This is a genomic window from Brevibacillus sp. GCM10020057 (assembly GCF_042683565.1).
Lineage (GTDB): Bacteria > Bacillota > Bacilli > Brevibacillales > Brevibacillaceae > Brevibacillus.
In genome coordinates this window covers 1-14,098 of the sequence record NZ_JBHUJW010000009.1, presented here as the reverse complement: position 1 = coordinate 14,098, position 14,098 = coordinate 1, and the positions used below count along the sequence as shown (strand labels likewise).

Below are 14,098 nucleotides of genomic sequence, written 5' to 3'. Positions count from 1 at the left end.
GAACCCGATGAACATTCCACCGATTCCGGCAAATCTCGACGACCAAACCGCCTGCCCCCCTCCTGCCAGCGAATGCGGCGAGCCGATGGTCCCGCTCACGGGTTACAGTCCCCGGATCGCCATCTATCCCGCCTACTACCACCTCGGCTACAAGGGTGCACAGCCGGAAGTCTACTTGCGCAAAGGAGCCGCAGAAAGACTGGCGCTCGCTGCCGGACTGCTGCCGGCAGGCTATCAGCTGGTCGTGCTGGACGGCTGGCGGTCGCACGAGGTCCAGTCCTCACTGTACGAGGGCTTTCGCCAATCCTTGATCGCGCAAGGCTGGACGGACGAAGAAGCCATCGTGGAAGAACTGCGCAAATTCGTCGCCAAGCCTTCGACTGATCTGGAAAAACCGTCCCCCCATCTCTCCGGAGGAGCCGTCGATCTGACCATCACCGGACCGGACGGCTGGCTTGCGATGGGGACCGATTTTGACGATTTCAGCGAGTTGGCCGAGACCCGCCACTTTGAAACCATCGCAGCGCCGACGGAAAAAGAAAGGGAAATCCGCGACAACCGCCGCCTGCTCTATCACGTGATGACCCAGGCCGGATTCACCAACTACGCGCAGGAATGGTGGCACTACGAATACGGCACCCGCTCCTGGGCGTGCCAGACAAAGCAGCAGCCCTTCTACGGCGGCATCTTGTCCCTGCCGGAAAGTATGGAATAGCTTTACGCCTTCTCATGTTTGATCCGCGCGTCCAGCACGAAGTTGCCAAATGGCAGCAGCGACGCGATAAACGCGCCTGCGACTTTCCAAACCGACCATCTGTTTGTCATCGTCACATGAGCCAGGGCGAGCACATAGAGCACGAAAAGCAGTCCATGCAGCGAGCCGGCAATTTTTACCGCAGCGGGCATGTGCAAAAAATACTTGAGCGGCATGGCAATCCCAAGCAGCACCAAATACGAAATGCCTTCCATAATACCGATTACACGAAATCGTCCGAGAGCTGAATGTAACATAATCAGATACCTTCCTTAGAACATGTAATTACCATCATTATAAATAAATAACGATCAAAAGTATGGTCATCGTCCAATGTTCACCATTCAGTCAAAATTAGCGCGATCGAGCAGCTTCCTCCAAAGAGTTCCCGTTTGACTGCTGCTTAGCAAAAAATGCTCCTGTTTTTGCTTCAGGAGCATTTTGTCGCTTTCGTATCGCTGCTCTTCTCTTTTCTCATCATGGAAACAACTGTAGTGCCAGTCGTCGATCATTCTCCGGCGCGACACACAACCTTCCCGTTACACAGACCTCACCCGGTTTCGTCCTGCCCGTTTCAGGATGAACCGTCTGTCGATCACAAATGCAACCAGCAAGGCTGCCACTATGGTCAGAAGCAGATTGCCGAACGATTCAAAGGAAAACGGAGCGCCTTTGAAAGCCAGATGGTCGGGACGGTATTCCAGCCGTTTCAGGCCGTAGTTTGCGGTCAACATGTCTTCCTGCTTGGCCAGGTCTGTCAGCGGAGCATCGAACATGAAGCCGTTGGGATCTTCATGCGTGTACTCGGGCTGTACCCCGGTCCCTTTTTCCTTCCACAAGGCGACCTCCCTCGCTGCCAACGCTTTTGCCTCTGTTCCCGTCACGAACAAGCGATCCAGTTTGGGGGCATTTTCGATGCTGAATCGGGGAATGACGTACAGATGATACTTGGTCTCGACCGGGCGCACAGCATCAGAAATCGTATGCACATTCGTCGTGCCGGAAGCGGAATACGTATCGAAAATCGAGATCAGCTCCCCGTCGTCCATCCCGTCATACAGCAACACGCCCGTCTGCGTTTTGTTCCATTGAAAAGCGAGATTCATGTAATACACCGCTTCGGTTCGGTCGATTCGGTACGGCGCCACCTTCGGATTTTTGACGAATCGGTAGGTCGGATAATGCAATTCCTGCGCGATCTTTTCCGCCATCGGCTCGCCCAGCTTTTGCGAAATGACGTAGAGGACGGCATCGATTCCGGAAGTGAGCCCCGCCGATGCTACATACTTCCCGTCTTGCACATAGCGCCGGTCCGGTATCCAGTTGGTGTCCGGGTAACTTTTTTTCGCTTGCTCAAACACTTGCCAGTGCACCGAAGAAAACTTTCCTTTCAGCAAACCCGCATCGGCCACGTTCGTCGACCCTGCGCAAATGCTGAGGATTTCGGTCTCGGCATGCTTTTGCAGCCACTCGCGGACAGGTCTGTACTTTTCTTCGTCCACCATCGGCATGAACGGGACGACGATCAGATCGGGACTTCCTCCCAGCTTCCGGTCCAATTCTTCAAAAGAATAGTGCGGCACAAGATCCAGTCCGCCTGTAAGCGACGTTACCTGTTTGCTCGGAGCAACGGCATACACGTTGTACGCCCCCGTCATTGCAAACATTTCGTACGGAACCATAAAGTCGAATACTTCCGTAGTCGGACTTCCCAATACTACCGCTACCGTCTGCTTGTTGGGCTGATGCTCGGGTACATGCAGGCCATCCAAAGCAGGAACCGGCTGCTTGCGCACAGCAAACCAATAGCCGTTTTGGGAACCGAAAAAGCCTGCTGCAGCGATCCCCCCTACGATGAGCACAAAACTAAGAACATACACAGCAACACGTGCAAACATTCTCCACAAGGTAATCTCCTCCAGTACATTTTCCGGGATTTCCCGTTTCTTGTAACATACTCTACCCTCATTTTATGAACGTAATATGAACGGATTAGAGCTATGCCTGGAAAAAAGCAAAAAATATCTGAAGGCCGGCACTAGGTGGAGCTTTGGCTCTCGGGCAGCGTAACGGTGAACGTGGTCCCTTTGTTCGGAGTGCTGGATACGGTAATTTCGCCGTGATGTAAATCGATGATCTGCCGTGCGATGGATAGCCCCAGCCCGTTTCCTTTTACAGCGCGGTTGCGGGCTTTGTCCGCTTTGTGAAACGGTTTGAAAATATCCGCAAGCTCCTCTTCAGCAATGCCAATCCCGTTATCCGCTACAGATACGAAGACCTGGTCAGCTTCCGCCGCAGCCGTGATTCGGATGAGACCATCTTCTGGCGTGAATTTGATGGCATTGCTCAATAGATTGATCCACACCTGGTCTAGCTGATCCTGATCAGCGTGGATGGTCAAGGGCTGCAGGTCCACATCCAGCGCAATTCGTTTTTCCGACCATAGCGGCTCCAGCGCGATGACGATTCTTCGCAGTTGTTCATCCAGACGATATGCTTCCACCTGCAAGGGCTGCTGTTTTTGCTGCAAATAGGAGAGGCGCAGCAAATTTCGCCCCAGGCGGGACAGCCGCTCGCTTTCCTCTTCGATGATCGTCAAATAGCGCAGCCGGCTCTCCTCGGTCAATTTCTTTTGCTTTAACGCCTTGGTGAATCCGGTGATCGAGGTGAGCGGCGATTGAATCTCATGGGAGACATTGGAAACGAACTCCTGCCTCATCTGATTCAGTTTGGACAACTCGTGCGCCATCTCCTGGAAGCTCTGCGACAGCTGACCAATCTCGTCTTTTCTCTTCGTGGGAAGGTTCTCGAATGTGAAGTTGCCTTTTGCCATTTTCTTGGTCGCATCTGTCAGGCGTAGGATCGGATTTACTACGTGACGGGCCGCAAACAAGATCAGAAAGCTGCCGATGACCAAAATGAGAACGTACACAAGGTGAATGGAGTTCATCAGTTCTTGCTCCACCTGGTTTTCCTGCAAGGTAATAAACAGGGCGTATGGCTGTCCGTTGGCTTGAAACGGGATACCCACCACCGGAATGCGATGCCATACTGCGTCAAACGTGCGGGAAAACTTACCGCCCAGCACTTCCTTGACGCTGTTCGCCTCTACGTCCATCGGTACCGGCTCTGCAAGCAGGGGGCTGCCATCAAGGTTGTACAACTGGACCAGCTTGCCTGAATAGCCGGAATAGTTCTGAATGAACGGCACGAGTTCTGCTGAAGGGGTCTTCTGGTACGCCTGAATGATTCTTTGCCCATCCTTGAGCAATTCATCGTGAATAACGGATTGAATCCGCGATAAAAACAGCCAACCACTAATAAAATAAGCGGCACACAAACTGGCCAGCACAATACCAATAAAGATGAGGACCACACGAACATACAGCGACTTAATTGTCAGCCACCTCCAGTCTATAGCCGAGACCGCGGATCGTCACGATGCGAAAATCCGCTTCGTATTCTGCAAACCGCTCCCGCAGACGCTTGATATGTACATCTACCGTCCGCTCGTCTCCTTCATAGTCCATCCCCCAAATTTGCTCGATCAGTGACTCCCGGGTAAATAACTGTCCGGGGTAGCTCCCCAATTTGTACAGAAGCTCAAACTCTTTCATCGGGAGAGTTACCTTTTTTCCATCCTGAAAAATCACGTGATAGCTTTTGCGGTCAAGGGAAATGCTCCCCAGACGAATCATGCTGGACGCGGCAATCCGGTATCGCTTTAGCAATGCCTTCACCCGCAGCACCAGCTCCACCGGGTCGAACGGCTTCACCAAATAGTCGTCCGTTCCCAGCTTGAAGCCTTTGATCCGGTCCGCCGCCTCCCCTTTTGCCGTGATCATCAGGATCGGCATTTCCCCAAACTCCCGCAGTTGGGCGCACAACTCCCAGCCATCCATTTTGGGCATCAAAATATCCATGATTACCAGATCGACAGCGTGATTTTCCACATATTCCAGCGCCTCCTCTCCATTTGCTTTCTCGATGATGGTAAAACCCTCATCTTCGAGGTACAGTTTCACCAGTTCGCGAATATGAGCATCATCATCGACTACGACAATCCTGGGCACTCGTTTTCCCTCCTTTTTTGCCCGCCGCAAGTTCATAACGGGTCTTGTCGTATTTATCTTCTCGCTGCATAGCCGATTTTCCCTTTTGCTCTCGCAATCATATTTAGAAGAATAGTCAATCGCCACCACCTGAATTTTATTCATAACCGATGGCACAAAAAAACCAGCAACACGGCACAGTGTCACTGGTTTCGCTGTAAATTTCCTCAGTTGGTTTTCAAAACGTCATGATCGACGTAGCGCGCGCCATTCAGCTCGCTGATGACGTTGATCGCCACTTTGGCACCGTCGCCCGCCGTGATGATCGTATGCACGCTCACCCCGGCGCAAGTGCCTGCTGCCCAGATGCCTTCCACATTCGTTTTTCCTTGGGCATCGACGTCCACTACGGTTTTGATGCGCGGCTCTGTCCCGGCCTTTGTGTTGACCCCTGCTTTTTCCGCCAGGTCAACCAGTACGCCAGTCGCCAGAATCACGTGTTTCGTCTGAAAAGAGCCTTTCTCTGCTGTTTCCACCGTCAGGCCTTGTTCGCTTTTCACGATGTTGGTCACTTGATCGGTAACAAGCTCCGCGCCAAATTTTGCTGCCTGCTTTTTGCCGGTTTCAATCATATCCGGACCGGAAATCTCCATAACGCCGTAGTGATTCTCCATCCAGGCGCGCTTAGTCATGCTTTTGTCATTGTCGATCAACAGCGTTTTTTTCCCTGCCTTTGCGGAAAACAGCGCTGCGCTGCCGCCTGCAGGACCTGCTCCAATGATGACGATATCGTACAAGACAAGCTCCCCCTTCCAAAATGTGTTTGACAACATAATTATATACTTTGTAGAGAAAAAGAAAATCTTGAAACTGTCGTTCCTTCAGCAAATTTGCTCCGGATCAGAAAGCTGCCTTGCCGCGCCCCCGTTCCATGCCCCCAAGCGTCCCTTTTGCCTTACCATGCAAAAAGAGGCGCGACACCGGCAGCAAATCGCCAGGTCACGCCTCTCTTTCATTCAAAAGCCTGCTTTTCTTAATACTTATTGAACATCATGATCCAGATGGACCCTGCGATAATGGTGACGACAATCACCAGGCCCAAAATAAGCGTCTGTACGTTGTAGCGCGGCTTTTCTCCTTCACGGATGTGCATGAAGAAGAACAGCTGAACGATGAATTGCAGGACCGCCATCACCAGAATCCAGATCACGGTAGTGGCCTTATCCAGCATGTTGTTCATGACCAGCACCAGCGGAATGATGGTGAGCACAATCGACAGAATAAAGCCGATTACATACGATTTAAGCGATCCGTGATTGTGATGATCTCCATGATTTCCATGTTGTGCCATCCTACATCACCCCCATCAGGTAGACGACTGTGAAGAGGAAGATCCACACAACGTCCAGGAAGTGCCAGTACAGGCTCAGATTGGTCACTTTGCGGCGGGTAACCGGAGTGACGCCGCGGCGTTTCAGCTGAATCATCAGCGCCACCATCCAGAACAAGCCGACCGAAACGTGAAGTCCGTGCGTACCGACAAGTGTAAAGAACGCGGACCAGAATGCACTGGTAGCCATGGTTGCTCCCTCATGCACCAGATGCGTGAACTCATTGATCTCCAAAACAACGAACGCCAAACCGAGTACAGCCGTTACTGCCAGCCAGGAAATCATTTCTTTCACTTTGCCTTTGTTCATCGCCAGAACAGCCAAGCCGCTCGTGAAGCTGCTGGTCAAAAGGATAAAGGTCGAAGCGATGATCCCCGGCAGCTCGAACAATTCTTTTCCTGTCGGTCCGCCCGCGAAGTTGTGCATCAACACCGCAAAAGTGGCAAACAGCGTACCGAACAAGAGACAGTCAGTCACAACGAAAATCCAGAAGCCAAGGACCTTCAGTTGTTCGTGTTCTTCGTGGCCATGTTCATGATCGTGCGCTCCATGAGCGTGGTCGTGTTGAGTCGTCATTAATAAAACCTCCCCAGTGAAGCCTCCGTGCTGCGCACTTCCTCCACCGGTACGTAATAATCCGTATCATATTGGAAGGAACGTACCCACATGCACAGCCCCACGCCGATGAATCCGATAACTGCCATCCACACCCAGTTGAATGTAAGGCCAAATCCGACCAGGAACCAGAAGACAGACATAATAAACGGAATACCCGAGTTTTTCGGCATATGGATTGGCTCCAGATGCACAGGCTCTGCTTTATACGTGCCATTTGCTTTTGCTTGTTTCGTCTCCCACCAGTCATCCGCAGATTTTACGGTAGGAACGACAGCGAAGTTGTAGAACGGCGCTGGCGAAGGAATCGACCATTCCAGCGTGCGTGCATTCCACGGGTCGCCCGTAGTATCGCGCTCGCCGTGCTTGATGCTGTAAGTGATTTGCCATACCTGGAAGATGAAACCGATCCCCATCAGGAATGCCCCGACAGTCGAGATCAGGTTGAGGTCTGCCCAACCGCGATCCCAGCCGTACGTGTAGTAACGACGGGTCATACCCATGAAGCCCAGTGCGTACTGCGGCATGAAGCAAATGTAGAAACCGATGTTCCAGGTCCAGAAAGCCCATTTGCCGAGCTTTTCGTCCAGCTTGAAGCCGAACAGTTTTGGCCACCAGTAGTAAAGACCTGCCAGGTAACCGAACACAACACCACCGATCAGCACCTGGTGGAAGTGGGCAATCAGGAAGTAACTGTTATGGTATTGATAATCGGCAGGAGCGACAGCCAGCATGACGCCGGTCGCACCACCTACGACAAAGCAAGGAATGAACGCAATGGTCCACAGCATAGGCTGTTTGAAGGATATCCGACCACGGAACATGGTAAACAGCCAGTTGAATACCTTCACCCCGGTCGGGATACCGACGACCATTGTGGAAATCGCAAAGAACGCGATAACGCTGGCGGCTGTACCCATTGTGAAGAAATGGTGCGCCCAGGTGAAGAAGGAAACAATCGCAATCGACATCAAGGCAACGACCATGGATTTGTATCCGAAGATCGGTTTCTTCGAGAACGTTGCTACGACTTCCGAGTAAATACCAAACGCTGGCAATACAACGATGTATACCTCTGGGTGACCCCACATCCAGATGAGGTTGAGGTACATCATCGGGTTACCGCCGCCGCCCATTGTAAAGAAGTGGGCACCAGTAAAACGGTCAAGGAACAGCAAAGCAATGGTGATTGTCAAAATCGGGAAAGCGAAAATAATGGTGATACAACTGGACAATACAGACCATGTAAACATTGGCATCTTCATCAGCTTCATGCCAGGTGCACGCATTTTCAAAATGGTGACGATGAAGTTGATCCCTGTTGCCAAAGAACCAATCCCGGAAATCTGAATCCCCCAGATCCAGAAGTTTTGTCCAGGTCCGGGACTAAAATCGTTTTCCGACAGCGGCGGATAGGACAGCCAGCCGGCGTCCGGGGAACCCCCGATGACAAACGACAGGTTGAACAGCAACGCGCCGAACATGAACAGCCAGAAGCTGACGGCGTTCAGGAACGGATAGGCAACGTCGCGCGCCCCGATCTGCAGGGGTACAACCATGTTGAACAGAGCAAACATCATCGGCATCGCCATGAACAAGATCATGATCGTACCGTGAGTCGTAAAGATGGCATTGTAGTGATCTGAATGCAGGAACTCCACGTTCGGGAATGCCAGCTGCATCCGCATCAGCAGGGCGTCGACCCCGCCGCGGAACAGCATCAAAAGCGAGGCGATCAAGTACATGATCCCGATTCGTTTATGGTCAACGGTTGTCAGCCATTCACGCCACAGCCAACCCCATTTTTTATACTTGGTCAAGACAAACACGATCGCGACTACGGTCAGTGCAATGGATACGTCTGCGCCGTAAATCAGCGGATCACCTGTAACGAAGAACGTGGACGCAAATTCTTTCAGGTTTTCCCACACTTGGTATTCCTCCTCCCTTTTCCCTAGTGATTCATCTTGGAATGATCCATGCTGGAGTGATCCATTCCAGGCATCTGGCTCATGTCAGCACTTTGTTCGGTTTCTTTGCCGGTAGCCGTTTCTTCCGGATGCATGACGTAGTTCATGTCATGACCGTGGCTGTATTTCTGTACAATTTCTTCAAACAGGCCTTTCGGGAATGCCGAGTACGTTTTCTCCTCTGTCACTCCTGGTTTTTTCAGCACTTCATAATCTTCCTTGGACATTGCAGGGGTCGTACCTTTGACTTCTTTCACCCACTGGTCAAATTCGTTTTGCGGTTTGGCAACGACCTTGAACTGCATGTGTGCAAAGCCTTCACCGGAGAAGTTCGCGCCAACTCCGTAAAATTCGCCCGGCTGATCGGCTTGCAGATACAGCTCTGTAGCCATCCCCGACATCGCGTATACCTGGCCGCCCAACTCAGGCACCCAGAACGAGTTCATCGGAGCTTCGGCAGATACCTGGAACTGAATCGGTACGCCGGCAGGGATTTCCAGGTAGTTAACAGTTGCGATATTTTGTTCCGGATAAGTAAACATCCATTTCCAATCCAACGCCGTAACCTGAATGGTCATCGGCTTCACTTCTTTATTCGGGTTCTCTTTCAGGGCGTATGTGTCACGAACGGTGAAGTAACCCAAAATGGCAATAATGACAATCGGAATTGCCCACCAGATAACTTCCATGGTCGTGTTATGCGCCCAATTCGGTTTGTAAGGTGCCTTGTTCTCAGGTGTATCGCGATATCGGTAAACGATAAATGCGGTAAGCGCGAGAACGGGAACAATTATGATTGCGCACAAAATCACCGAGATGATAATGAGATTGTACTGCGTTTCGGCAACTGGCCCTTTTGGATTCAGAACCAGGTACTCATTTCCGCATCCAGACAGCAGGACAGCTGCTAATGCTGCCAAGACAAAAAAGCGAAGCTGCCTCAGCATTTTTCCTCCACTCATTCTCCTAATCCCTCCCTCTTTCACACAACAGACAGAGCAATGCTTGACATTCATTTTTCAACGTAGGTGAACACCTGTATGAACCGCAACTACATACTATCAGAGTAAAGCAGATTTTGTACGTCTTTTTTTCCACGTTCAAGATTTCGTAGTTTTTCTGTTACAAAGTGTTCACGAACCAGTCACGAGTTGATCATAATATTGCTATGAATCTCCACCCCTTCACATATCGATCCAGATTTGGTGCATGTACCCACTCACGCCAAAAAGCCCGGCGCTACTGTTGCAGCACCGGGCCAATTCACTTTCAATAAAACACCAGACTTTCCTATGCGGTTGTCAACGCGCTTCTGTCACGCTTGCTGTTTGCGAATGTTCATCAAACGGAAGACCGTGCTCAGCAGGAAAATGTTCATCCCTGCGATCAGGAAGCCGATCGAGACCATGAGCGGAAAGTTTTCCGATCTGAAATCGCTTACATTGAACACCAGAAGCAATGCCCCGATGATCGTTGCCGTCCAAGCCATCCATTTCAAAGTGTCTGCCGCTTTTTTCTCGTTATTCATGTCACAAGACCCCTGTCTTTGTAAATTTCGCTTCTTTCGTTACTCTCTGATGAACATATTGTAACACAAAATTCACTTCTTGTTCATGTTTTGTTCAAATTTTTATTGAAAATTTGTCAAAAGTTTTTTCATAAATCTCTTGGACAATGAGTTGTTATATTTTCCCTTTGTGTCACAAATGTGAAGCTGACTTGTTCTATCCCCTGAGTTGCAAACGCTTTCATTCTCCAGCAGCGCATTTCAAAGCTGGCAACCGCTTTGCCGCCACAGTTTGCCTGTCAGAATGCCATCGCCGTAGTCAGGAGCAGCCCGCTCCACGCCAAAAAGACCTGCCGTTCCTCTAAAGGAGCGTGCAGGTCTTTTTGGCGTGGAAAAAGGGATGCGGTGCGCGTTTCAGACGCTGCTTTGCAGGTCTTGGCCCGCTGTTGCCAGCTCGATCATGTATTACAACGTCTCCGCGTGATCCTGCGCGAGGCTTTCCGCTCTTTCCTTTTCTGCTTTACGCTTCAAGTAGTTCCCCACGGCGATGACAACAAGCGCCAGCGCGACCGGCAAAACGATATGCAGCACAGGCAGGGTTTCTTCGATAAAGCCGCCGACGAGCTTGTCCCCGACAATCATCTCCCCGGCTGTGTACCCGAGCAGCGCAGCCCCCAGCAGCACGATGATCGGGAAGCGGTTCATCAGCTTCATCAGCAGCTGGCTTCCCCAAATGATCAACGGAATGCTGATGGCCAGTCCGAAGATGACCAGCAGCAGGTTGCCGTTAGCCGCCCCCGCTACCGCAATGACGTTGTCCAGACTCATGATCAGGTCCGCAAAAATAATCGTTTTCAACGCTTCAATCATATTGGAGCCGCTGCTGATATGACTTTCCTCGTCTTCACCCTTCAGCAGCTTGATGGCGATCCAGATGAGCAGAAGTCCTCCTACCACCTGTACCATCGGGATTTGCAGCAGCCAGATTGCGATGAAGGTCAGAACGATCCGCAGCACGATGGCTCCGGCGCTGCCCCAAAAGACTGCCTTCTTTTGCAAGTCCGGTTTCAGGTTCCTGCAAGCGAGAGCGATCACGACAGCGTTGTCGCCACTCAATACGAGGTTCACAATGATAATTTGCAAGAGACTCAATAAAAATTCTGTCATGTCAGCTCCCCCTTGAAAAACTATAGCCATAGTGTCAATAATAGACCTTTCTTCCCCAATTCGCAGTATATTTTTATTGGATTTCGTAAATTTCTCTAGGAAAAGAGGGATTTCTTCCTGCGGAGCACAAACAGGCCATCCGCGCGAGCACCGGGGGTGGTTGCTTGGATGGCATGTCCGATACACAAAAAGACCGCCCTGATGATCCCCCACTTCATCATGAGCGGCCCATGAACTTGACCCACTGCTGATGCGTACTGCCCGATACCGCCAGACTTCCCGGCAAGGCAGAAGCCTCCCGCCTTGCCCGCATGCCTTACCCGCGCTTCATTTTAGCCAGGCGGATAAACTGCTCGTCTCTTGCTTTCAACTTTTCCTCGACGGCTGTGTCCGCATACGAGTAAATGCCCGAACCGGTTTTCGTGCCAAGCTCGCCTTTGGCCACCCGCTCCTCGATGAGAGCCGGAGCTTTCTGCGACGCATCCAGCACCGGGGCAAGATTCTCGATCACGCGCTTCCACGTATCCAGCCCGCCGAAGTCCGCCGTCTCGATCGGGCCGACGAACGCCCAGCGAAAGCCAATCCCGTCCTTCATGACCGTGTCGATCTGCTCTGCATCGGTCACGCCTTCCTGCAGCAGGTAGAACGCTTCCCGCATCAGAGCCGCTTGCAGTCGGTTGGCGATGAAGCCCGGGACGTCTTTTTTCAGCAGCACCGGCGACTTCCCGATCTTGACCATAATCTCCATGATAGTAGATACAACTTCATCCGCCGTCTGTTCGCCCCGCACAATTTCCACGAGAGGGACGAGCTGGGCCGGATTGAAAAAATGAGTGATGATGAAACGTTGCGGCGTCTTCGCCTTTTCGATCAGCTTTGCGATGGAAAACGTAGAGGTGTTGGATGCGATGATCGCGTCTTTTTTCGCAAACTGCTCCAGCTTTTCAAACAGCTCCCATTTGAGCTCAATGACTTCCGGGATCGCTTCCGTGATGACGTCCGCCTGTGCGACTGCTGCCTGCAAATCGGTGGTGAGGATGATTCGCTCCAGTGCGTCCTGCCTGGCCTGTTCGCTGATCACCTGCTCGCGCACGAGGAGCGACAGGCTCGTCTCCACGCTGCGCCTGGCCTTGCTTAACAATTCTTCCTTCAGGTCGTAGAGATTGACCGTGTACCCGGCCAATGCGTATTCCTGGGCAATGCCGTGGCCCATGACCCCCGATCCGATAACTGCTGCCTGATTCGCCATTTGCGTTTCCTCCCGGGATGTGAATGATGATGCGTCTAATAAATATTCCCCAGTTCATTCCAATAGCATAGTAGTGTCCGAAGTCCTTTATCGAAGTTATTCAAACAGAAATACTCGTTTGGCGCATGTACGTTAGCTTCTGGCAACCCAAATCCCATTAGAACAACTGGTATGTGATACAAGTTTGAAAAAGTTTCCACGATGGGAATGGAACCTCCTGCCCGTATAAATGCAACCTTCGTGTCGTAGGCATGTTGGTATGCTTTCGCTGCTGCTTGAATTGCTTTATGATGGATGGGAGTTACATACGGTAGTGCATATTCCTTCATGACAAGAGATGAGGTAACACCTTGAGGAGTATACTTGCGAACATGTTTTTCCATGTTTTTGCATATTTCCAAAGGATTCTGGTCAGGTACCAATCGGCAAGTAATTTGGGCAATGGCTTCAGAAGGAATGATGGTTTTAAAGCCAGCTTTACTGTATCCGCTATGTATCCCGTTTATTTCTAAGGTAGGACGTGTCCACATCCTCTCCAACGTCGTATATCCTTTTTCTCCATAAAGTTCCGCTATCCCTAATATCTTGCACAATTGTTGATCATCATGCTGCAAAGAGAGTATAGCCGCTTTCTCTTCTTCACTACTCTCTTGCACATCATCATAGAATCCGTCGATGGCAACCTTGCCATCCTCATTATGCATACTGCCTAAGATCTTCGCAATCGCATGAACGGGGTTCTGTACAGCCCCTCCATATAGACCAGAGGGCAGATCTTTTTTGGCACCAGTCACTTTTAATTCAAACGTAATGAGGCCTCGTAAACCATAACAAATTGCCGGCTTATTTTCTCCCAGCATCGCTGTATCCGAGATGACAAGAAGATCTGAAGCAAATTTTTCTCGATTCTTCTCTAAAAGAAGAGGAAGGTGCGGGCTGCCAATCTCCTCCTCACCTTCGATGCAAAATTTGATGTTAACGGGTAAACTTCCCTTCGTTTCCAAATAGGCTTCCACCGCTTTGATGTGCAAGAAAATTTGTCCTTTATTATCACTTGCTCCTCGCGCATAAAGTTTTCCATCGCGGATATCGGGTTCAAAGGGAGGGGTATCCCACAATTCCAATGGATCGACGGGCTGAACATCATAATGTCCATAAATTAATACGGTTGGTTTGCCTTGTGCATGCAGCCAGTCTCCATAAACAACAGGATTTCCTTCGGTTTCAAGAAGTGCTACATTCTCCAGCCCACTTTTTTTTAATAATTCCGCTACCACTAACGTTGCATTAACCTTTTCTAACCATTCAAAATACCTATAATGTTCGGTATTTAAGTGTTCGTGGCATAAAAAAATCCTTTACACTGGAAAGGTCAGGTAGTTCCTGTCCAAAT

The 14,098-nt window shown here is 50.7% G+C and carries 14 protein-coding genes; 1 reads left to right on the top strand and 13 read right to left on the bottom strand.

Annotated elements, in window-relative coordinates:
• Window positions 1-7 precede the first annotated feature (7 nt).
• Entirely contained in the window at window positions 8-715 is a 708-nt protein-coding gene (locus tag ACFSO0_RS03085) for a M15 family metallopeptidase (RefSeq protein WP_376876141.1), read from the top strand.
• A 2-nt stretch (window positions 716-717) separates the two neighbouring features.
• Here ACFSO0_RS03085 and ACFSO0_RS03080 read toward each other — a convergent pair whose 3' ends face one another.
• The 13 genes from ACFSO0_RS03080 to ACFSO0_RS03020 all read right to left on the bottom strand — a co-directional run bounded on the left by ACFSO0_RS03080 (window position 718) and on the right by ACFSO0_RS03020 (window position 13,982).
• Window positions 718-1,011, bottom strand: a complete 294-nt coding sequence (locus ACFSO0_RS03080; RefSeq protein ID WP_376876138.1) for a DUF3817 domain-containing protein — start codon at window positions 1,009-1,011, stop codon at window positions 718-720.
• Between the two features lie 282 nt (window positions 1,012-1,293).
• Window positions 1,294-2,661: a DJ-1/PfpI family protein gene (locus ACFSO0_RS03075; protein WP_483862233.1), complete on the bottom strand. Its 1,368-nt coding sequence runs from the start codon at window positions 2,659-2,661 to the stop codon at window positions 1,294-1,296.
• A gap of 131 nt (window positions 2,662-2,792) precedes the next feature.
• Window positions 2,793-3,965 (bottom strand): sensor histidine kinase, encoded by a 1,173-nt coding sequence (locus ACFSO0_RS03070; protein ID WP_376876132.1) that lies wholly within the window; start codon window positions 3,963-3,965, stop codon window positions 2,793-2,795.
• A gap of 181 nt (window positions 3,966-4,146) precedes the next feature.
• Window positions 4,147-4,827 (bottom strand): response regulator transcription factor, encoded by a 681-nt coding sequence (locus tag ACFSO0_RS03065; RefSeq protein ID WP_376876129.1) that lies wholly within the window; start codon window positions 4,825-4,827, stop codon window positions 4,147-4,149.
• A 206-nt stretch (window positions 4,828-5,033) separates the two neighbouring features.
• Complete coding sequence (locus tag ACFSO0_RS03060) at window positions 5,034-5,603, bottom strand: FAD-dependent oxidoreductase (protein ID WP_376876126.1); 570 nt, start codon at window positions 5,601-5,603, stop codon at window positions 5,034-5,036.
• Window positions 5,604-5,839: 236 nt separating this feature from the next.
• A complete protein-coding gene (gene cyoD / locus ACFSO0_RS03055) occupies window positions 5,840-6,157 on the bottom strand; it encodes a cytochrome o ubiquinol oxidase subunit IV (RefSeq protein WP_376876123.1) in 318 nt (105 codons plus the stop codon).
• 1 nt (window position 6,158) lies between these two features.
• Window positions 6,159-6,773 carry a cytochrome o ubiquinol oxidase subunit III gene (gene cyoC, locus ACFSO0_RS03050; RefSeq protein ID WP_376876121.1) on the bottom strand — a complete coding sequence of 205 codons (615 nt, stop codon included), beginning with the start codon at window positions 6,771-6,773 and terminating at the stop codon, window positions 6,159-6,161.
• Window positions 6,773-8,743, bottom strand: coding sequence for a cbb3-type cytochrome c oxidase subunit I (locus ACFSO0_RS03045; RefSeq protein WP_376876118.1), 1,971 nt, complete (start codon window positions 8,741-8,743; stop codon window positions 6,773-6,775). Before ACFSO0_RS03045 ends, cyoC begins: the two co-directional genes overlap by 1 nt.
• Window positions 8,744-8,766: 23 nt before the next feature.
• Window positions 8,767-9,744 carry a cytochrome aa3 quinol oxidase subunit II gene (gene qoxA / locus ACFSO0_RS03040; RefSeq protein WP_376876115.1) on the bottom strand — a complete coding sequence of 326 codons (978 nt, stop codon included), beginning with the start codon at window positions 9,742-9,744 and terminating at the stop codon, window positions 8,767-8,769.
• Window positions 9,745-10,097: 353 nt separating this feature from the next.
• A complete protein-coding gene (locus tag ACFSO0_RS03035; protein WP_376876112.1) occupies window positions 10,098-10,310 on the bottom strand; it encodes a hypothetical protein in 213 nt (70 codons plus the stop codon).
• 444 nt (window positions 10,311-10,754) lie between these two features.
• On the bottom strand, window positions 10,755-11,456 hold the full coding sequence (locus ACFSO0_RS03030; protein ID WP_376876109.1) for a TerC family protein: 702 nt from the start codon (window positions 11,454-11,456) through the stop codon (window positions 10,755-10,757).
• 316 nt (window positions 11,457-11,772) lie between these two features.
• Window positions 11,773-12,705: a 3-hydroxyacyl-CoA dehydrogenase family protein gene (locus tag ACFSO0_RS03025; RefSeq protein WP_376876106.1), complete on the bottom strand. Its 933-nt coding sequence runs from the start codon at window positions 12,703-12,705 to the stop codon at window positions 11,773-11,775.
• 35 nt (window positions 12,706-12,740) lie between these two features.
• Window positions 12,741-13,982 (bottom strand): dipeptidase, encoded by a 1,242-nt coding sequence (locus ACFSO0_RS03020; protein ID WP_376876103.1) that lies wholly within the window; start codon window positions 13,980-13,982, stop codon window positions 12,741-12,743.
• Window positions 13,983-14,098 lie beyond the last annotated feature (116 nt).